This is a genomic window from Methanofervidicoccus abyssi (assembly GCF_004310395.1).
Lineage (GTDB): Archaea > AGJL01 > Methanococci > Methanococcales > Methanococcaceae > Methanofervidicoccus > Methanofervidicoccus abyssi.
On record NZ_BFAX01000003.1, the window covers coordinates 167,843 to 186,320 of the forward strand.

General features: G+C 34.9%; 19 protein-coding genes and 2 tRNA genes. 14 read left to right on the forward strand and 7 right to left on the reverse strand.

All coding sequences use genetic code 11. The annotated features are described in order from the left end of the window. Positions 1-126 precede the first annotated feature (126 nt). On the reverse strand, positions 127-420 hold the full coding sequence (locus MHHB_RS03450; protein ID WP_131007216.1) for a hypothetical protein: 294 nt from the start codon (positions 418-420) through the stop codon (positions 127-129). A gap of 101 nt (positions 421-521) precedes the next feature. Between MHHB_RS03450 and MHHB_RS03455 the strand changes: the two genes are divergently transcribed. From MHHB_RS03455 to MHHB_RS03485, 7 genes are all read left to right on the forward strand, one after another. Further along, complete coding sequence (locus MHHB_RS03455; protein WP_131007217.1) at positions 522-1,676, forward strand: bifunctional 5,6,7,8-tetrahydromethanopterin hydro-lyase/3-hexulose-6-phosphate synthase; 1,155 nt, start codon at positions 522-524, stop codon at positions 1,674-1,676. Next, positions 1,660-2,766, forward strand: coding sequence for a nicotinate mononucleotide-dependent phosphoribosyltransferase CobT (cobT, locus tag MHHB_RS03460; RefSeq protein ID WP_131007218.1), 1,107 nt, complete (start codon positions 1,660-1,662; stop codon positions 2,764-2,766). Before MHHB_RS03455 ends, cobT begins: the two co-directional genes overlap by 17 nt. Before the next feature lie 244 nt (positions 2,767-3,010). Continuing rightward, positions 3,011-4,483 (forward strand): phosphoadenosine phosphosulfate reductase domain-containing protein, encoded by a 1,473-nt coding sequence (locus tag MHHB_RS03465; protein ID WP_131007219.1) that lies wholly within the window; start codon positions 3,011-3,013, stop codon positions 4,481-4,483. Between the two features lie 366 nt (positions 4,484-4,849). Next, positions 4,850-5,134, forward strand: coding sequence for an energy-converting hydrogenase B subunit EhbP (gene ehbP, locus MHHB_RS03470; protein ID WP_131007220.1), 285 nt, complete (start codon positions 4,850-4,852; stop codon positions 5,132-5,134). 20 nt (positions 5,135-5,154) lie between these two features. Next, positions 5,155-5,844, forward strand: a complete 690-nt coding sequence (locus MHHB_RS03475) for a TIGR02253 family HAD-type hydrolase (protein ID WP_131007221.1) — start codon at positions 5,155-5,157, stop codon at positions 5,842-5,844. A 6-nt stretch (positions 5,845-5,850) separates the two neighbouring features. Next, positions 5,851-6,633, forward strand: a complete 783-nt coding sequence (cobS, locus tag MHHB_RS03480) for an adenosylcobinamide-GDP ribazoletransferase (protein WP_131007222.1) — start codon at positions 5,851-5,853, stop codon at positions 6,631-6,633. Between the two features lie 46 nt (positions 6,634-6,679). Beyond that, on the forward strand, positions 6,680-7,024 hold the full coding sequence (locus MHHB_RS03485; protein WP_131007223.1) for a roadblock/LC7 domain-containing protein: 345 nt from the start codon (positions 6,680-6,682) through the stop codon (positions 7,022-7,024). 12 nt (positions 7,025-7,036) lie between these two features. Here MHHB_RS03485 and MHHB_RS03490 read toward each other — a convergent pair whose 3' ends face one another. The 6 genes from MHHB_RS03490 to MHHB_RS03515 all read right to left on the reverse strand — a co-directional run bounded on the left by MHHB_RS03490 (position 7,037) and on the right by MHHB_RS03515 (position 12,843). Then, positions 7,037-7,999, reverse strand: coding sequence for a PLP-dependent aminotransferase family protein (locus MHHB_RS03490; RefSeq protein ID WP_131007224.1), 963 nt, complete (start codon positions 7,997-7,999; stop codon positions 7,037-7,039). Between the two features lie 661 nt (positions 8,000-8,660). Beyond that, positions 8,661-9,020 (reverse strand): molybdenum cofactor biosynthesis protein MoaE, encoded by a 360-nt coding sequence (locus MHHB_RS03495; RefSeq protein ID WP_131007225.1) that lies wholly within the window; start codon positions 9,018-9,020, stop codon positions 8,661-8,663. 11 nt (positions 9,021-9,031) lie between these two features. After that, a complete protein-coding gene (locus MHHB_RS03500) occupies positions 9,032-9,784 on the reverse strand; it encodes a TatD family hydrolase (protein ID WP_131007226.1) in 753 nt (250 codons plus the stop codon). A gap of 256 nt (positions 9,785-10,040) precedes the next feature. Further along, positions 10,041-10,730 carry a DNA/RNA nuclease SfsA gene (sfsA, locus tag MHHB_RS03505; RefSeq protein ID WP_229701921.1) on the reverse strand — a complete coding sequence of 230 codons (690 nt, stop codon included), beginning with the start codon at positions 10,728-10,730 and terminating at the stop codon, positions 10,041-10,043. A gap of 221 nt (positions 10,731-10,951) precedes the next feature. Then, on the reverse strand, positions 10,952-11,851 hold the full coding sequence (locus MHHB_RS03510) for an MraY family glycosyltransferase (RefSeq protein ID WP_229701916.1): 900 nt from the start codon (positions 11,849-11,851) through the stop codon (positions 10,952-10,954). An 8-nt stretch (positions 11,852-11,859) separates the two neighbouring features. After that, entirely contained in the window at positions 11,860-12,843 is a 984-nt protein-coding gene (locus MHHB_RS03515) for a transcriptional regulator (RefSeq protein ID WP_131007228.1), read from the reverse strand. Between the two features lie 847 nt (positions 12,844-13,690). Here MHHB_RS03515 and argJ point away from each other — a divergent pair. From argJ to MHHB_RS03550, 7 genes are all read left to right on the forward strand, one after another. Next, positions 13,691-14,905: a bifunctional ornithine acetyltransferase/N-acetylglutamate synthase gene (gene argJ, locus MHHB_RS03520; RefSeq protein WP_131007229.1), complete on the forward strand. Its 1,215-nt coding sequence runs from the start codon at positions 13,691-13,693 to the stop codon at positions 14,903-14,905. An 84-nt stretch (positions 14,906-14,989) separates the two neighbouring features. Next, a tRNA-Arg gene (locus MHHB_RS03525) sits at positions 14,990-15,067 on the forward strand. A 23-nt stretch (positions 15,068-15,090) separates the two neighbouring features. Continuing rightward, positions 15,091-15,165, forward strand: a tRNA-Glu gene (locus tag MHHB_RS03530). Between the two features lie 42 nt (positions 15,166-15,207). Continuing rightward, positions 15,208-15,939, forward strand: coding sequence for a biotin--[acetyl-CoA-carboxylase] ligase (locus MHHB_RS03535; protein WP_131007230.1), 732 nt, complete (start codon positions 15,208-15,210; stop codon positions 15,937-15,939). 510 nt (positions 15,940-16,449) lie between these two features. Beyond that, positions 16,450-17,211 (forward strand): 4Fe-4S binding protein, encoded by a 762-nt coding sequence (locus MHHB_RS03540; RefSeq protein WP_131007231.1) that lies wholly within the window; start codon positions 16,450-16,452, stop codon positions 17,209-17,211. Continuing rightward, a complete protein-coding gene (locus MHHB_RS03545) occupies positions 17,212-17,847 on the forward strand; it encodes a CBS domain-containing protein (RefSeq protein WP_131007232.1) in 636 nt (211 codons plus the stop codon). It begins immediately after the preceding gene. Positions 17,848-17,977: 130 nt separating this feature from the next. Then, positions 17,978-18,400: a translation initiation factor IF-2 subunit beta gene (locus MHHB_RS03550; protein ID WP_131007233.1), complete on the forward strand. Its 423-nt coding sequence runs from the start codon at positions 17,978-17,980 to the stop codon at positions 18,398-18,400. Positions 18,401-18,478 lie beyond the last annotated feature (78 nt).

The window sequence follows — 18,478 nt, forward strand, 5'->3', positions numbered from 1 at the left end:
AGTTTAAAATGTTTATATAAACGAAGGAATTAAGCATCATTCTCTTCATCCTACCTTCGAATTGTATCTTCATATTTGAATCACTTCATTTATCTTCTACGTTAGATCGTACTCCCTCTTAAAAAATCACTCATACAACTCACATTTCAGAGAATATACCACAGTATTCTTTGGAAATAGGTTTTTAATTTTATCTCTTATCTCTTTAAGTTCCCTCTCTTCAGGTCTATATTTTACCTCTTTATCTAGGGTAAATCCACATCTGTAATAACAGGTATCTCCAACAATCATTCCAATCTCTGGGAACTCTATAGATCTCACCACTACATCTTCCCCAACGATCTCTACAATTTTCTCAAGTATCTTCTTGAAATCTATTTTCTCTTTGGTGTAAAATACTCCATCTATCATTATTTTCATAGTATCCCTTTAATAAAAAAAATATTAAAGATAATAATAAACATAATTAGTAGTATTATAAAAAATTTCTAAATAAAAAATAATTTCTAATGGGGATATTTATGTTAAAGTTTGGTGAAGGAGTTCTTGGAAGAGATATTACCGCCATCGTCAATGTAGTACTAGGTAAGGGAGAAACAATAGATACTGTATTCACAAATGCTCTAACAAGGGTGCCTACTCCTATTCTAGCAAACCTAAGAGATAACCTTATAGTAAAACCCTTAACTCTGGTAGTGCCTAGGAATACCTTAAATAGTGACATCCAGTGCAACCTTCTACACGGTCCTATACAGTATGGAGTGGCAAAAGCTGTTGTAGATTTAGACCTAGATGGAGATCTGAAGTTAATAGTTACAGTCTCTGTACCAGATGTACCTTATACCACCTTAAACAAGAGAAAACTGTTCCAATACTACTACGGTGCTACGAGATTGGCTATAAGTAGGGCTTTAAATGACTATCCATCGAAGGAGAAGATAAAAAGGGAGAAGTACAGAGCACTTCATCCACTAGTTGGCTTTAGAGATATAAGGTTGGAGCGACCTCCTTATCTACAGGTTGCATTGGATGTGCCTTCTATGGAGAATGTGGAGTATGTATTGGAGTCTCTCCCTCCAAGTGATAGGATAATAGTTGAAGCAGGTACTCCTCTTATTAAGAAGTACGGTATTGAAGTTGTCGAACGCATAAGGGAAATATACGACGGTTTCATCGTTGCAGATCTGAAGACATTAGACACTGGAAGAGTCGAGGTAAGGATGGCTTTTGAATCTACAGCAAATGCAGTGGTTTTAAGTGGTACTGCACCGAGGGAGACTATACTCAAAGGCATACATGAGTGTGAGAGGTGTGGTATTATGAGTTATTTGGATACTATAAATGTAAGGGATCCTTTTGGCCTCTACAACTCCTTGGAGTTAAAACCTGATGTCCTACTTCTACACAGGGCTATAGATGAGGAAGAGAAGGTCCCAATGAAAGAGTATAGGGATGTTAAGAGAAGGGAAAAACTTCTCCTTGGTATAGCTGGAGGAGTTACCTTGGAAAACATAGAAAAGTTGAAGAATAGATATCATATCATCGTTGTAGGTAGGGGGATCACAAAATCTAGGGATCCAGGTAGGGTTGCAAGGGCTATAGTGAATAAATTAGGAGATGACATAGATCAGTACAGGTTGTACTTAGAGGAGGATGAGGATGTTCCTATCAGATAATATAATCTCTATTAACGATAATAACTTCCTGGAAAATATTAAAGGTAAAAAACCCCTTTTTATTTCTGTCATCTCCAACATAGAGACAACTAAGTATCTTCCTATTTCCGGAGTTAACAGAAAAGTAATAGAATATACACCTGCGGCAGATATGGAGTTGGTAATACTTGGAAGAAGCATCTCCCTCCCTTCTCCTCCAGTGGACACTACCATGTGTCCAAGTCCTGCAACTATAACTAGGGCTAATGTCTATCTGAAGGATATTCCTGTCTTAACTGTAGATGCTGGGGCTGAGATAAAACCAAAGATACCTACCTCTACCTACATCCCAGTGGATAGAAAACCTACTGGAGATATCTCCAAGGGTCTTGCAATGGAGAACTCTAAAAAACTCTTTGAAACTGGTAGAAAGATAGGAAAGAAATTAGTAGTGGAGAGAGATTTTCAGGTTGCCGTTATCGGAGAATGCGTACCTGGAGGTACAACTTCTGCCCTCGGAGTACTCTTAGGGCTGGGATACGATGCAGAGGATAAAGTAAGCTCTGGCTCTGTTAAAAACCCTAAAGAGTTAAAGTTAAAGGTTGTTGAGGAGGGTTTAAAGAGAGCTAAATCTCAGGATGTATTCGATATACTCAATGCAGTTGGAGACAAGATGATGCCTGTTGTTGCAGGAATGGTATTTTCACTGGTTAAATGTAAAAGGTACGTTATTTTAGGTGGGGGTACCCAGATGGCCTCGGTGCTTGCAGTTATAAAGGAGATAGATAGGAAGTATGTAAAAGAGGAAGTTCTAGATTCAGGTTATATCTCTATAGGCACTACAGAGTTTCTTTTAAGGGATAGAAATTCAGATATTAAAGGATTAATAAAAGAGATAGAATGTAATATTCCATTATACGCCTCAAGGTTTTACTATGAAAGATCTAAGATAGAGGGTTTAAAGGCTTACTGTAGAGGTGCTGTAAAAGAAGGTGTTGGTGCTGGAGGGATCTCTGTGTATTCTTATACGAATGGATTATCCCCCGATAATATCAGAGAGTACGTTGAGAAAAATTACTGGGAGTGGTACAAGAGTAAAAGTAGTGATTAAGGGAGATATTTATCATATTTTTAAAATAATAAAAAACAATAAAAAAGATAAAAACCCCTTAGAAGAAATATTAACAAAAATTCTATTCTGTTTCCCCAGTGTCCAATATAAGTCAAAAGATACTGTAAGATTTTTATTTTTTTACCTGTATTTATTTGTGATAATTACTCTTCTTATTTAGAATTTTATAATGAGAGGTATATATTGTTATATTAACACTATAAAAATATGAGTAGGTGAGCTTGTGAAACACTTTCTTGGAAAGATTCATTTAAGGTGGTGTAAATATTGCAACCTTCCCGTGTTGGATAGAGTTTGTAATATATGTAAAAGAGAAACTGTTCAAGTGAAGATAACTCCTCCTGGAGACGTTAGACCTGCATTTCCAAAGGATATAGAAATGATAAACAACATTTTGAAGAATCAATTCAACATTCAAGACAATATATTTAAAAACAAGATAGTATTGCTGAATAAAACCCCTGGAGTAGACTATATGAAGGAGATTATCTTAGATGGTACAGTCTTCGCTATCTTGAAATATGACGTTGAAAAGAGTAACTGGTCCATACTACCTACTGTGGAAGGGGCACGTAAGATAATAAAAGGAGGAAGTTGTAAAAAAGTAGTTGGGATCAGAAAAGATGTTGTACCTTATATATTAGAGAGGCATGCTTCAGTTTTAAGACCTGGAGTGGTGTATTTCTCCAAGGATATTAAGAAGGGAGATGACGTTGTTGTAGTAGTTATGGAGGAGGATACTAAGAACTTTAAAGACACCCAAGTTTTAGGAGTGGGAAAGGCAAGGATGGATTATCAGGAGGTTAGGGAGAGAAGTAAAGGAATGGTAGTTAAGATAAGGCATGCCGAACCTCCGAAAGAGGCTACATACTTGAGGGAAACGGGAGATTTTGAAGAATCCATAGAGAAGATGATCCAGGCCAACGAACATGTTATTACAAAATATGAGAAAGAGACTATAGGATTTATGAGAAACACTACAGAGAGAATAAAAAAGCCTATTGTTATAGCCTATTCTGGAGGTAAAGATAGCCTCACAGTACTACTGTTATCTCTGAAGGCCTTGAGAGGGAAGGGGATTAAATTTGATGTGATCTTTATAGATACTGGATTGGAGTTACCTGAAACTTTGGAGAACGTAGAAGAGGTAGAAAGAAGGTACAACTTAGAAATTGTCAGGATAAAGTCTGAAGATTTCTGGGAGAAACTTGAGGAGTACGGTCCTCCGGGGAGGGACTATAGGTGGTGTAGTGAAGTATGTAAGATGAAACCTGTTGAAAAGTTCATCAGGAGTAGATACATAAACGGGTGTTTAACCTTTGTAGGTCTTAGAAAGTACGAGTCTATAAACCGTTCAAAAAAACCAAGTGTCTGGAAGAGTAAGTATATAGAAGGGCAGATACAATGTGCTCCAATACTTCACTGGTCTGCAATGCATGTGTGGTTATATCTCTTTAAAAATAGAGCACCTTACAACAAGCTCTACAAGTTAGGTTTTGACAGGGTTGGATGTTACATCTGTCCTGCCATGGAACTTGGAGAGATTGAGCTGATTAAAAGATACTATCCTCAACTCTGGGAAAAATGGGAGAGGTATTTAAGGGAATACGCTGAGAAGAACAACTTGGATGAGGAATGGGTTAGAGGAGGTTGGAGATGGAGATATAGAGAGAGTAAAGTAGCTTCAAGTAGTTGATACGAAATTACTTCATTTATTACTACAATCGTTGTGTTGAAATCCCTTTTATTGTTATATCTTAGTCCCATCAAAAAGGTAATATAATGGTTATAAGAATAATAACAAAATAATAAACAAAAACTGTTTTTGTAATAAAATAAAAACCTCTATACATCCTAAATATAAATGCATTTCTCCTACTCTTCCTGAACATTGAGAAAGGGATAATTCTTTAGAGATTTTTATCAATTTTTTTATTATAATTAATATTATAAATATAATATTAACCACTACTTTGATGGGAACTGAAGTTAAGTTTAAAATGTTAGATATTTGAAATAATATAAATAATAATCGTTAAGATTAATTTAAGAGGGATCAACAATGCCAAAGATGATACTACCTCCAAGATTAACCATGGCATTAGGGGGGTATATAAGAGAAACTGTAGTACCTTACAGTAAAGATGAGGCAGAACCCTTTCCCTACAGAAATGTAATAGTAGGTAATCCTACAGATAAGCCTGTAAAGATAGATGTCCCAGTTTATGACAAAGAATGGATAGATAGGCATAGGAAGTTGGGACTTATAGTTGTACCTGTTAAGGTTGAAGACGACTTTGTGGGGCTCTTTAATATGGTAAGGAAGAAGGTAAAGGGATCTAAATAAAAATACTAAAAGGTGCCTAAATGACTATAAAGGGAGTATTATTCGATTTAGATGATACCCTTTACGATTCTACCACCTTTGTAGATAGGGCTAGAAAAGAGGCCATAAAGATGATGATAGATGCTGGGTTAAATGCTACAGAGGAAGAGGCTTATAACATCCTCCAGAGGATTATTAAACAGAAAGGTTCGAATTACGGTCACCATTTTGATGATCTAGTAAAGGCTATAGAGGGACAGTACAACCCTAAGATAGTTACCATGGGCATAATCACCTATCACAACGTTAAATTTGCTCTTCTAAGACCTTACCCAGATACTATAAAAACCCTCATAGAGTTAAAAAAGATGAGATTGAAACTGGGGGTAGTTACAGATGGTATTACTGTAAAACAGTGGGAGAAACTTATAAGGCTAGGGATAGCAGATTTCTTTGATGAGGTTGTAACTTCAGAAGAGTACGGACTTGGAAAACCGAATATCGAGTTCTACAGATATGCCCTTAAGAAGATGAACTTAAAAGGGGAAGAGGTAGTATATGTAGGGGACAGAATGGATAATGACATTATACCGGCGAGTAAAGTAGGTATGCATACTATAAGAATACTTAGGGGTAAATATAAAGATATGAAAGGTAAATGTAAATACGAAGTTAAAAGTTTAAGGGAGGTTGTAGATATAGTAAAAAAATTGATAGAGGAAGGAGTGTAGGATAAGATGAAAAAACTAGGTGATGCCATAGATGGGATTAAGGGATTGATCGCCTTTATGACTAGGATACCTGTAGGAAACTTCCACAGTGATCTCGAGGAGATTTCTAAGTACCTACTGTTTGTCCTGTTGATAGGAATGTTTATAGGATTCTTAGGATCTCTTGTAACCTTTCCCTTTTACTGTTTGAAGGTGGATGCTCCTATTTTGATAGGTACTTTAGTACTTTTCACCATGTTATATATACAAGGTTTCCATCATGTAGATGGGTTGGGGGATTACGGAGATGCCTGGATGGTAATGGGAGGTGCCAGGAGGAAATTAGAAGTGATGAGAGATGTATATGTAGGTGTTGGGGCCCTTGTGTTCATATTTTTCATAGAGATGATCTCCTTAACATCCATAGGTTACCTCTACTCTAAACTTCCATTCCTAACATTTTTGAAGTTAATGATACTAACAGAGGCATCTTCTAGGTTAGGACTTCTCACCTGTGCATGCTGCGGTATTCCCTCTAAAGAAGGTACAGGGAGGTACTTTGTTAAGAATACTAACGAATATCATCTATCCTTAGGTTATCTCATAATGATGATACTCTCATTTCTCTTAGACATGCCAAAGATTGGAGTGTTATGCTCTACTGTTGCTGTGTTCTTTGCTATGGCTGTTGCAAAGAAATCTAACAGTGAGATAAACTGTGTCACTGGAGATGTGTTAGGGGCCACCGTCGAGATGACAAGGGCAGTGGTTTTACTAAGTGCATACCTCGGGACAAATTTATATATATGATCACAGTAAAAAATAGAGAACTACAATAATTATTTTGGTGAATACTATGATCGATAGAATCTTGGCAGATCTGAACAAGGTAGAAGGTATAAAGGGTTCAATGGTTGTAGGTAAGGATGGACTTGTAATAGCAGCCCAGATGCCTCCTGGAATAGATGTGGAGTTAATAGGTGCAATGGCCTCAGCAGCCTATGGTTCTGCGGAGAGAACAGCATCTGAAATGAACCAGGGAGCCTTACAACAGATGATGATAGAAGGTGAGCATGGTAAAACACTTATGACCGATGTGGGAGATAGCATATTGGTAGTACTTACAGATACCAATGTAAATTTAGGATTAATAAGGTTAGCCATGAAGAGAAGTACAGAGAAGGTTAAGAATACCCTTTAAATTGAAAAGTCTTTACAGTATATTTTTAAGTATATTTGCTATCTCATAGATATCCTCGAGAGAGAGGGAGTTAATATCTATCTTCTTCATCTCGAGTACAATACCTTTTTTCAATACCCTTTCATAGATAGGGCATTTAGTGATGAAGGATTTTCCATTATCCAACTTTATAACTTTATTTATTTTTTTAGACACCTCTCCTGGATTTTCATGTTCCACAAATACACATACCCCCTCTTCACCTTTGAAGTAGGCTTTCTCCAATTTCTCCTTTAGAATATCACAGTATTCTACCAATTTTCTATACGTCTTTCTTGCATTGAGAGCTTCCTCTTTCATAAGGCCGTATATATTAATTACCTTGAAGGCTTTTAAGAGATTCTTTAACTCTTCTATCTTACCATTATCCCTGAGAATATCTTCTATTTTTTTATTTATACCTAGGAATCCTCCATAATCACAGTTTATTATTTTAGGAGATCCTGTTGAACAAACTACTATATCTCCATACCCACAGGTTCCCCCTACGCCTCCGGAGGCATCTTCTACAAGTATCACATCCATGTCTTCACACACCTTTTTTATCTCCTCCATAGGCTGATGTACTAAATAGCCTCCAAGGGTTGTTAAAAATAGAGCGTGGATATCATTTTTCCTTAAAATATCCTCCAACGTACATGGATCCACCATGCCTAAGTTAGTTTTAAGTTTCACAACGTTAAATTTAAACGTCCTTGGATACTCTAAGAAACCTTTCCATCCTCCCATATCAGGTACTAAGATATTTTCACATTCCTTTTTTTCAATATTTCTCAGTATATAGGAGGCTACATATAATCCAGCGTTTCCAGAAGGTAGTATAGATATATCCATCTCGTATTTCAGTAGATCTTTTATGACTGTTATCAACTCCTTAAGGTCTCCTTTAGATTCTACTATCCCTCTTACGGAAGGTTTTCTATATGGGAGTATCATGAGATCACCAGGATTTTTTTATATTATAAAAAACTCTTTATACTATAACAATTATCAACCCAATAAAAATATTTATTATAATTAAGATTGTTATAACTTAAAATGAGAAAAAAGAGTACATCTCACCGTTATTTTCTCGAAAACTTTGAGTACTGGAAAAAATAAGACGGACTTTTATTAATTTTCTATTTCTATTATATAAGTATAGAGCAAAAATTATTATTGGGAGGGTTTTTTTACCTTCTTTTTATTAATAATTTTATCTCAATTAATAGAATCGCCCGTGTTTATTATTTAATGTTAATTTCTGTTAAACTTTTAAACTAACAACAACTATTTGGTATCCCAATAAAAAAATTCTTCTTCTTTTAAAATTTTATATTTAGGATTTTTTAAATAGTCATAAATCGATAAATATGAAAATTAATAATAAAAATAGTAGAGTCTTAAATTTAGGTACTCTTTCCATTAAATGGACTATATTGTGTACTGGGAAGGTATTACAGGATTTTATATTAAACCTTCTTTTTTAAGAGTTTTTTATTTTTTTATTTAACTTTTTTAAATTATATTATTATTTTATTTATAATAAATCTAATTATTATTTTAACACAACCAACTATCCAAAAGAGAAATAATTGTATATACACAATACACAACTTCAATGATACTTTTTTATCTCATCTATGATATACTGGCAAGCTAAAAATGCCTCCTTTCTATGTTTACCAAATACATAAATAGATGTTACTATATCCCCAACCTTTAAGTAACCTACGTTATGATACACCACCACATCTATAATATCAAACCTTTTGAGAGCATCCTCCACTATATCTCTTATCTCCTTAGATATATCATCTACAACCATACCGTCTGAAGGCATCTTTTTTCCACATATTATATCGTAATTCCTCACATAACCTGTTATAGATACATAGCAACCCATTTCTCCCTTATATTTTTCTATAAGTCTATTTATAGCGTCTCTGAATTCCTCGTAGTTGTTATATACCTTCATTACATTATCACCTATAATCTGTAGAAATCCCTTGCATTTTTATACGTACTTTCAACTATTTTCCTCTTCTCTAGTCCCCTTTTTTTCATAAGTAATCTTGTCCTGGGAAGTGCGTAGATATCTGACTTCAAACTCCCTAAGTCACTACTCAGTATAAACTTCCTATCGTAATTTTCTATAATCTCAACAGCCTCCTCTGGATTTATCTTCGTAGGTTGTACTGTCAAACCAACATACACATCCATATCAATGAGATCTACAGTATCTCTATTTATATGATCTATCATCACTAGATCCTCCTCTATCTCTACCTCTTTAAGTATCTTCAGAATCTCCTGTAAAGCCTTACCTTTATCCTTCTCTGGTGTGTGGATCACTACAGGCATACTGTACTCCATAGCCAGTTTAAGTTGCTCCTTTAGGAGATTTTTCTCATCATCTCTCAGATAATGGAGTCCAGTTTCTCCTACGCCTACAACGTTTTTATCTTCTAAATATCTTGGCATCTCCTCTATCAACCTCTGCCATTCCTTTGGATACCCCATTGGATGTATTCCTATAGCTACTTTAACATCTACCCCTGCCATTAAACCCCTCTTAGTTTCCATCCCTATCAGTCTCTCCCAGTGATCGAGATATACCTCTGGGACACTCATCCTATAGGGATTGTGGGCACAGGTGACAATCTTTTCAATACCACATAGAGCCATCTTTTCCAGGTCTTCAAAACTTCTAACATCCAGGTGCGTATGGGCATCGATCATGAGGATCACCAATTTATGATTTTAAGTAACATTATGATAATACTTATTGCATTATCTATGAAAAATCTGGTTAATAAAGGTTTGTAGATGGACGGAGATCTCGAAATATTTGGTCATTACATTTAAATTACTTCGAGGAAGGACAAGGTTTTTTGGATCAAAAAAATTTATTTGATCTTAATTACCCAGTTAATTTTTATTTTTAAGTAATAGTCATTATATTTACTATTTTATCATTATAATTTTACTTATATATTTAATATCTACCAATAGAACCAAGTTTCAAAGTAGAGTTAAAATATACCTTCCCATCTTCCTCTACCTTAATCTTAAACCCTCTAAAATCCACTCCCCTCTCAAGAGCCCTGTAGAACATCTCACTGAATTCCTTATCTATCTCCCAGTTGGGAAGGAAGTACTTACAGTCTCTAACTGCCATTATAAGTATTACAGCATTATAACCCATCTCTTTAGCCTCTATTAACTCCCTAAGATGCTTTACACCCCTTTTCGTCGGAGCATCTGGGAAGTATCCTATACCTCCCTTCACGAGGTTGCAACCCTTTAACTCTACAAAGGTGTTGTTATCCACTAGAAAATCAAAACGACTGTTTTTAAATTTAACCTCCTTCTCTATCTTCCTAGGCGTAAAACCCAATATGCCCTTTGCTATGGCTCTATGTGCTATAAAAGAGTGGAGAGATGTATTTACAAGTACCCACTCTCCCCTAACATTAACCGTTATCAATGTGTAGTCGGTTTTTAACCCCTCCCTGTTTTTCACTACCCATATCTTTCTACCTCTAACTAGTATATCCCTGAGACGTCCAGTATCTGCTATGTAGCAATTTCTCTCCTTACTATCTATAACTATTTTCCCTAAAAACCTGTTCACCCTTTTTATAAATTTACCAACCTCCAGGTTTCCAAGATTATTTAGATCCATAAGTTCCAAAATTTCACCTTTACGTAGTTAAAAGATTAACTAGCTCCTATCAAAAGTAAATGATTAAAAGAATAAAAAAATAAAAAAAGAAAAATTAGAATATTAATAAGAAAAAGATAAAAACTCTTTTAAAGAGAAAAAGTTTTAATATAAACCTTATTGTATTATTTTTTATTTGATATTAATTATTTTTTTAATAATTATTATTCCCGATTTTCACCTTATTGCCTTATTACCCTAAGTACAACAGCCAGGATTCCAAAAAATATCTCTATTATCCACAGAGTTAAAACTAACTCGTACTCCCTCATTGGATATATTTTTAAAATAAGTCTTGGGAGGGAGAGGTACCCCCTACCTGGATCCAGTTTTCCGTCTTCCCGTAAGGTAGTAGGTTTGTGGTCTTCTCTCTTTGTAACACCTGCGGAAAGGTACTTCAAGAATGCATCTATAATGTAAGGGGTCATTATAATAATAAACTCAGGTATGGAGTATCTAATAGCGAGAGTAACTAAAAATGCTCCTATAGGGAGAGTGCCCACATCTCCTGGAAACACCTTAGCTGGATACTTATTAAAGAGTAGCAGTCCTAAATAAGAGGCTATAAAAATAAGAATCAACCTGAAACCATCGTATTCTCCATTTAACAATAACACTATACCTAAAAAAAATGCCGAAATTATTCCTAGTCCTATCTCCAATCCGTTGAATCCAGCTAACATATTTGTAAAGTTTGAAAAGATAGAGACACCTAAGATCATAAGAAGTGTTTTAACATCGAAACCAAAGATTAGATACCCTACAATACCTCCAATAATACCGAGGAGTACTATCTTCTTAAAAGGTGACAATTTAAAGAGATCGTCATAGATACCTACAAATCCAGTTAGAAGTAAAATAAGGGATATTTTAAAATCCAATAACATGAATAACAGAGAACTTATTAAAACAGGGACAATACCACCCATTTCAGGGATCTTTTCCTTACTCCTCTTGTGGAGATCAAAACTGTACTTATAATTTACCATAAACTTTATAAAAGTTCTTGTTAAGAGGTAAGAAAGTAGAAATACAGCTACCAAAAGTCCTAGGAAGTAACTATCATTTAAAAGAATAAACACCTTTTCACCTACTTACTGGCTATATATTCTAACAGATCTGAAGCGTCTTCCATCCTCTCCAACTCTCTTACATTTATAGTCTTTACATAACCTATACTGTGGTTGTTCTCCTTCCCTAACACTAGAAGAGAACCACTGTTCAATACGTAAGACAGCTGACTTACAATTAACATCTTCTGTCTAGTCTCCTCAGTTTCTCTCTCTTCTATGTTAGTTAGTACCAGAGTACAGAGATGGCTATACTCGTCACATTCCACGTCTTCCTTCTCCACAACAGCATCGAAGGGCGCTCTTTTAACTTCTGTAGTGTTAAATCCTAACTGGTTGAATATGCCTATTACATACAATTTAAAATCTTCTTCTTTTCCATTTTCAGATTTATAACTATCCCTCTTATTCTCTATGTCTATATTATTTATCTCTTTTTCATCTATCTCCAACGATATGCCCTTTATTAACGGTGTATCTAAGTACTCTTCTATTCTTAGAGCAACCTCTATAGTAGGATTTGCTAAATTCTGTTCATATTTATATATCATCTTTCTTGAGACGTTGGAATATTCTGCCAACTCTCCCACTGATATGTTTAAACTTTCTCTAACAGTTCTCAAGGTTTCTCCATCTATATTTACGAAGAAACCACCTCTTCCAGCATACACGATTGGAGGACTACCCTCTAAGTAGGACTCAAAGGTTTTAAGTGTTATAGCTTTTATATTATACCTCTCGTATACTACCCCATCTTCCATTGGAAGATTTCTCGTCCTAATACCAATTAAGAGAGGGACAGCACCTAGGATTTTAGAGAGTTTCAATAATTCTACAGATTGTTCATAACTTAAACTATCTATGTTTTTTAACACCTTTATTAAATATTTTATATTATCTTTCCTGGCAAGTATATCGAAACAGGATCTACCGAAGGTCTGTGAAACTGTAAAGTTGAATCTCTGTAATATCTCAACACATTCTGAAAGGATGATCTCTCTCATATTCTCACCCCCATTCTATACACTCATCGTAAATTAAATTTTATATATTTAATAATATAAATAAATTACTGTCCTTGTCTCACTACTCAGAGTACTCCGAGGTAAAGTATTGTACTATAATTCCAAGAATTCATAATGGATTCTATCCTTCATTAGTAGTTGTTGGCAATATCCTTTAAAGTTTGGAATCAGAATGGTTAAAAACAGTGATGTAAATGAGAAGGTCGGGAAAAGCATCTATATCTTATTTAAGAGTTAGAATTGATCCACAGGGCACGAAGTAAAGTTCCCAAAATCCAAGACAAATAGACAAATAAGTTCTTAACTTCAAACCTAAAATAAACTCTTCATCCTGTATCTCCAATCCCGAAGACATTTTTTCTTTCATCTATGAATATTTAGACCTCCACTGTAAATCTTTTTTTAACTCGTAAATAATGAAATTTAGGTAAAATTGTATAATGTTTTTAATCAACTTTTTTATAAATTATTGTTATAAATCCTATCGTAATGGATAGGATATTATAGGAAAAATTCAAACTTGGTTAGTTAAAAAATAAAAAAATTCTGAACCAGTGAGAAAATATATAGTAGAACCTATAAATACTATAAGGACAACCATTGAGAATTTTTAAATAAAATAAATAAAAATTATAAAAATAATTAAAAATCGAAATAAATGAAATTAAGCCCTTATCTTCTTAGGGGTTGTATTAACTCTTAACTGTATTTATGAATAGAAACTTGGCAACAGGTGTTTGGGACAATTTCAGTTTTATTATTTTTTATTAAATGGACTTCAGGAAGGTTTGGAAGTGTTAGATTATTTAAAAATTTAGGTGAGAATATGAACTTTAAAATAATAAATAACGGTGTTACAGCTCCAAAAGGTTTCAAGGCAAACGGGTATAAAAATGGAAAGTATGGAGTAGGTATAATATACTCTGAGAAGAACTGTACAGGTGCAGGAACCTTTACAACCAATAAAGTTGTTGCCCATCCTGTTAGGATATCCAAGGAAGTTCTGAAGAACAACAAGGATAAATTAAGGTGTATAGTAGTAAACAGTGGAAATGCCAACTGCTTTACTAAGAACGGATACGAAGATGGAAAGAAAATGATATCTAAAACTGCTGAGCTCCTTAATATCCCAGAGGATTCCATCCTAATAGCTTCTACGGGAGTTATTGGAAGGAAGATGCCCATGGATACAATACTCTCTGGAATAGAAAAGACATGTAGTAGATTGAAGGAGAGAAGTAGTAACTACGACTTCGCCCTTTCCATACTTACCACAGACAGGTTTCCAAAAACCCTAGCCCTTGAATTTGAGGTAGGTGGTAGAAAGGTGAAGATAGGAGGTACCGCAAAAGGAGCTGGAATGATAGCACCTAATATGCTCCATGCAACTATGCTCTCCTTTATTACAACAGATATAAAGATAGATCCGGAAGATTTAAAAATAGTACTCCAGGATATAGTAGATAAAACCTTTAACAACATCGTTGTAGATGGAGATACAAGTACCAACGATACTGTATTTATCCTTGCAAATGGAGAGAGTGGAGTTAGATACGAGGAGTGTCCTGAGTTGTTCAGGGAGGCTCTTCACTACCTATGCAGGGAACTGGCTAAGATGATCGTAATGGATGGAGAGGGGAGCACAAAGATAATGGAAGTTGTAGTAAAGGGTTGTGCCTCAAAGGAGGATGCTATCAAGGCTACAAAGAGCATCGTTAGATCCCTACTTGTGAAGACATCTCTCTATGGTGGAGATCCAAACTGGGGTAGAATAGCCGCTGCAGTGGGATACAGTGGAGTAGAGATGGACATGAACGTTATGGATATTGTGATATCCGACTATAAGAGGGAGATCTATCTAGTTAAGGATGGAGATCCTATAGATGAAGAGAGTGAGGAATTTAAAGTGGCAGAGGAGATCATGAAAAACGACAAGATCAAGATAGTTGTGGATCTGAAGATGGGAGATTATGAAAATACCTCTTACGGTTGTGATCTAACCCATGACTACGTAACCCTCAATTCTGAATACACTACTTAAAATATCTAGATATATAAATTAACGAAAAGTATATATATGAGAACCTATACTGTAATTTATGCTTTTGAAACTTCTCTTTTTCATGGGCCCGTGGCCTAGCCTGGATACGGCACCGGCCTTCTAAGCCGGGGATCGGGGGTTCAAATCCCCCCGGGTCCGCCATGGATCTTTTCAGTATTAACATTGCTCCAGTGGTGTAGCCCGGCCAATCATGCGGGCCTTTCGAGCCCGCGACTCGGGTTCAAATCCCGACTGGAGCACTTTATCTCGTTTTTCACTGTTTTAACAATCTTTCTTATACCATGGATCTGAAAGTTATCCATCTAAAGGAGATAGATTCTACAAACAGATACTGTTATAAATTAGGTAAGGAAGGTAAAAGGAACTTAGTTGTTATTGCAGACATTCAAAGTGCTGGAGTGGGAAGGCTCGGAAGGAGATGGTATTCTAACTACGGTGGGCTCTACTTTTCGATACTACTTGATCTAAAAGAGTATTTAAATAACAGGAAGGATAGTATAGGTAAGTTGAACTTTATAGGTTCTATCTCCGTCTATGAGACGTTGATAGAGTATTTACCTGAGAACCTGAAGGGAGCTATAGGTATAAAATTTCCCAATGACATTATCGTTAGTGCCGATAAAGATAAAAAGATATGTGGTATCCTCTCAGAGATAAACTGGGATTACAAGTTTGTCGTCTTAGGTATAGGTATAAACATCAACAACCATATTCCCGAAGATATAAAAGATACTGCAGTATCTCTGTGGGAACTGTGTAAAAGGGAGTACGATAGGTTTGAGATCCTTCATAAGTTTCTCAGTAGGTTTAAAGATAACTTCCATCTAGAAGATAAAGAGATTCTAAAAAAATATGAAAAATACTCCAAAACCCTTGGTAGATACGTCAAAATAATAACACCGAAGGAAGAAATTACAGGAACAGTTTTTAAGATTGACTACGGAGGTGTATACCTCTCTACTTTTGAAGGAATTAGGCATATAAATGTTGGGGATTGTATTCATCTTAGATGAGTTTTAATTTCTCTATCTTAATTTATTTTTTGACTGCGAGACTAAATGTTTTTTAGTATTTAGCAGTTTTTTTGACCTTTAATTTTTATTTTTATAAAAATTTTTATAATAAATATTAGTTTTTTATTTTTTGATTTAATCTATAATTATTATATAATTGTTAGATTTCTACTACTTCCAAACCTTGAAGAAAGAGAGAGCTCAAAAATTCCCATCTTAATCTCGGGGTTCAGCTAATAAAAAATAAGAATAAAATGGATGAGTGGTTAAATTTAAAATAAATCCTCAAAACTACAATCTTACGCAGTACTTAGAAAATATTACCGGTAATATAGTAATTAATATACCTACCTCTTTTTAACTGTTTTTATTTAAAATTTTCTTGTTATATAGTATTAAAATTCTTTAATGGTGGTCAAAGGCATTATTATTTTGATTAAAGTATATATAAAGTATATATAATAAAAATAATAGAAATCTCCAAAACTACAGGATTCTGGTGTATATAAAATGATCACTATTAAAAAATCTATTGAAGACATCCTGTCCCAAATCTCTGAAGATCTCTCCCTCACTAAGGATGAAATATATAAAATAGTAGAGGGAGCAAGGATATCTAAAAAATACATCTATGTAATTCCAAAAAAATGTATAAGATGCGCCCTCTGTTATGACGAATGTCCAGTAGATGCTATAACAAAACCATCTATAAAGAAACCTGCAGAAATAATAACTGATAGATGCATTGAATGTGAAATATGTGCTAGAACCTGTCCTGTGAATGCTATAAATATCTTACAGTGTACTGGAGATGTCAAGGAAAGAGAGTTGATTTACACCTTAAAAGAAGTGGAAGTAGAACGTAGAACTATAAGGTTGAAGAGATACAACATAGATTTAGATACGTGTGTAAAGTGTGGTATCTGTGGTAGGTTTTGTCCAACTGGTGCAATACATGTTGAGAGGAGAAAAAGTTTCAAGGTTGATTTAAACCGCTGTGTTGGATGTAGAGCTTGTGAAAGAGTATGTCCAAGGAAGGCTATATCCGTTGAAAATGAAATGGGAGAAATACCTTTTCATAAGGAGATTACAGTGGATAACAGTAAGTGTGTAAAGTGCTTAGTATGTATATCAGAGTGTCCTATTGGTATAATAAGAGAAGTAGAGGAAGGAGTAGAGATAGACAGTAAGTCCTGTATATTCTGTGGAAGGTGTGAAAGAGTATGTCCAGTTCATGCTATTGAGATTAAAAAATTAGAAGGTGTTCAGTAGATGAAGGTAAGAGAATTGATGGATATCAACTTTTTAAGGTTGTATAAAGACTACTCCGTTGAAGAAGCTATCCAACTTATGCATAGGAAAAAGAGATTCAGTGCCCCAGTTTTAGACGAGGAGGATAGGTTAGCAGGGTTAGTACTTTCAGTGGATCTAGCAGTGGTGGAGGATAGATCTATCCCAATCTCAGAGGTTATGTATCCTTCCGAGAAGGTGATAACAGTTAGGGAGAAGGATCCTGCAAGAGATGCTGTTATAAAGTTTGTTAAATACAAGGTTGTGAGTATTCCAGTATTAAACGAGGAGGATAAGATAGTAGGAGTTGTGAGAAGTTGCGATATAATAAAAACCTTGGCAAAGTTGTACGATATTCCTGTATATAAACTTTTCAAGATCTTAGAGAGAGAATTGAAGGGTGTAACTTGGGAGGAGCTCATGGAAGCTTCAGCAATAGTAACTAAAAATACCACTGGAGAAGATATAACACCAGAAGAATACGAGAAAAGGATAAGAAATACAACCTTTGGCCAGGCTCTCTGGGCATGCGGAGGTTTAGAGAAGTTCTTTGCAGGACTGATTAAAATAGGGGAGGTTGTTATTGCCAGGAAGGTTGCAAGGTTTGCTAGGAAATGAAGAGTTGTCTTCAATGTCTAACTAATATTTTCACTTCATATCCACGTTTCTCTTAGCAGTATTATCTTTAACTACATCATATTTATATAGTAAAAACCATAAAGGAAATTACAAAATTAGGTGGTAGTATATGGAGAACAAGATCTACTACGATTACGATACTCTACTTAAGAGAGCATTCAGTCAACTTCCAGAAGAGGTATTTAAGGATATAAGGTTTGAAGTACCACTTGCAGATAGTATCGTTGAAGGTAATAGAACTGTAATAAAGAACTTCAGGGATATTGCAAAGGTGATAAACAGGGATATACAGTTCTTTGCAAAGTATATAATGAGGGAATTAGGTACTGCAGGAAACGTCGAGGGACAGAGATTGATACTTCAGGGTAAATTTAATAACTACCTTATAAACAGTAAGATTAAGGACTTTATAGAAGAGTATGTCCTATGTGAAGAATGTGGAAAACCAGATACCAAGATTATCAAGGAAGGTAGGCTTCATTTCCTCAAGTGTATGGCCTGTGGAGCTATAAAACCTATTAAGTTGATCTGATTATAACTTAAAACTAATAACAAAAAAAAATAATAATAAAACAAAATTAAAAATGATTATATAAAATACTACACTTCT

Coding starts and splice junctions, on each gene's coding strand:
- MHHB_RS03485 (WP_131007223.1), top strand. CDS start 6,680: ATGATCGATAGAATCTTGGCAGATCTGAACAAGGTAGAAGGTATAAAG.
- MHHB_RS03540 (WP_131007231.1), top strand. CDS start 16,450: ATGATCACTATTAAAAAATCTATTGAAGACATCCTGTCCCAAATCTCT.
- sfsA (WP_229701921.1), bottom strand. CDS start 10,730: ATGGATCTAAATAATCTTGGAAACCTGGAGGTTGGTAAATTTATAAAA.
- MHHB_RS03495 (WP_131007225.1), bottom strand. CDS start 9,020: ATGAAGGTATATAACAACTACGAGGAATTCAGAGACGCTATAAATAGA.
- MHHB_RS03455 (WP_131007217.1), top strand. CDS start 522: ATGTTAAAGTTTGGTGAAGGAGTTCTTGGAAGAGATATTACCGCCATC.
- MHHB_RS03550 (WP_131007233.1), top strand. CDS start 17,978: ATGGAGAACAAGATCTACTACGATTACGATACTCTACTTAAGAGAGCA.
- MHHB_RS03535 (WP_131007230.1), top strand. CDS start 15,208: ATGGATCTGAAAGTTATCCATCTAAAGGAGATAGATTCTACAAACAGA.
- cobS (WP_131007222.1), top strand. CDS start 5,851: ATGAAAAAACTAGGTGATGCCATAGATGGGATTAAGGGATTGATCGCC.
- MHHB_RS03515 (WP_131007228.1), bottom strand. CDS start 12,843: ATGAGAGAGATCATCCTTTCAGAATGTGTTGAGATATTACAGAGATTC.
- MHHB_RS03500 (WP_131007226.1), bottom strand. CDS start 9,784: ATGATCGATGCCCATACGCACCTGGATGTTAGAAGTTTTGAAGACCTG.
- argJ (WP_131007229.1), top strand. CDS start 13,691: ATGAACTTTAAAATAATAAATAACGGTGTTACAGCTCCAAAAGGTTTC.
- ehbP (WP_131007220.1), top strand. CDS start 4,850: ATGCCAAAGATGATACTACCTCCAAGATTAACCATGGCATTAGGGGGG.
- MHHB_RS03545 (WP_131007232.1), top strand. CDS start 17,212: ATGAAGGTAAGAGAATTGATGGATATCAACTTTTTAAGGTTGTATAAA.
- MHHB_RS03450 (WP_131007216.1), bottom strand. CDS start 420: ATGAAAATAATGATAGATGGAGTATTTTACACCAAAGAGAAAATAGAT.
- cobT (WP_131007218.1), top strand. CDS start 1,660: ATGTTCCTATCAGATAATATAATCTCTATTAACGATAATAACTTCCTG.
- MHHB_RS03490 (WP_131007224.1), bottom strand. CDS start 7,999: ATGATACTCCCATATAGAAAACCTTCCGTAAGAGGGATAGTAGAATCT.
- MHHB_RS03475 (WP_131007221.1), top strand. CDS start 5,155: ATGACTATAAAGGGAGTATTATTCGATTTAGATGATACCCTTTACGAT.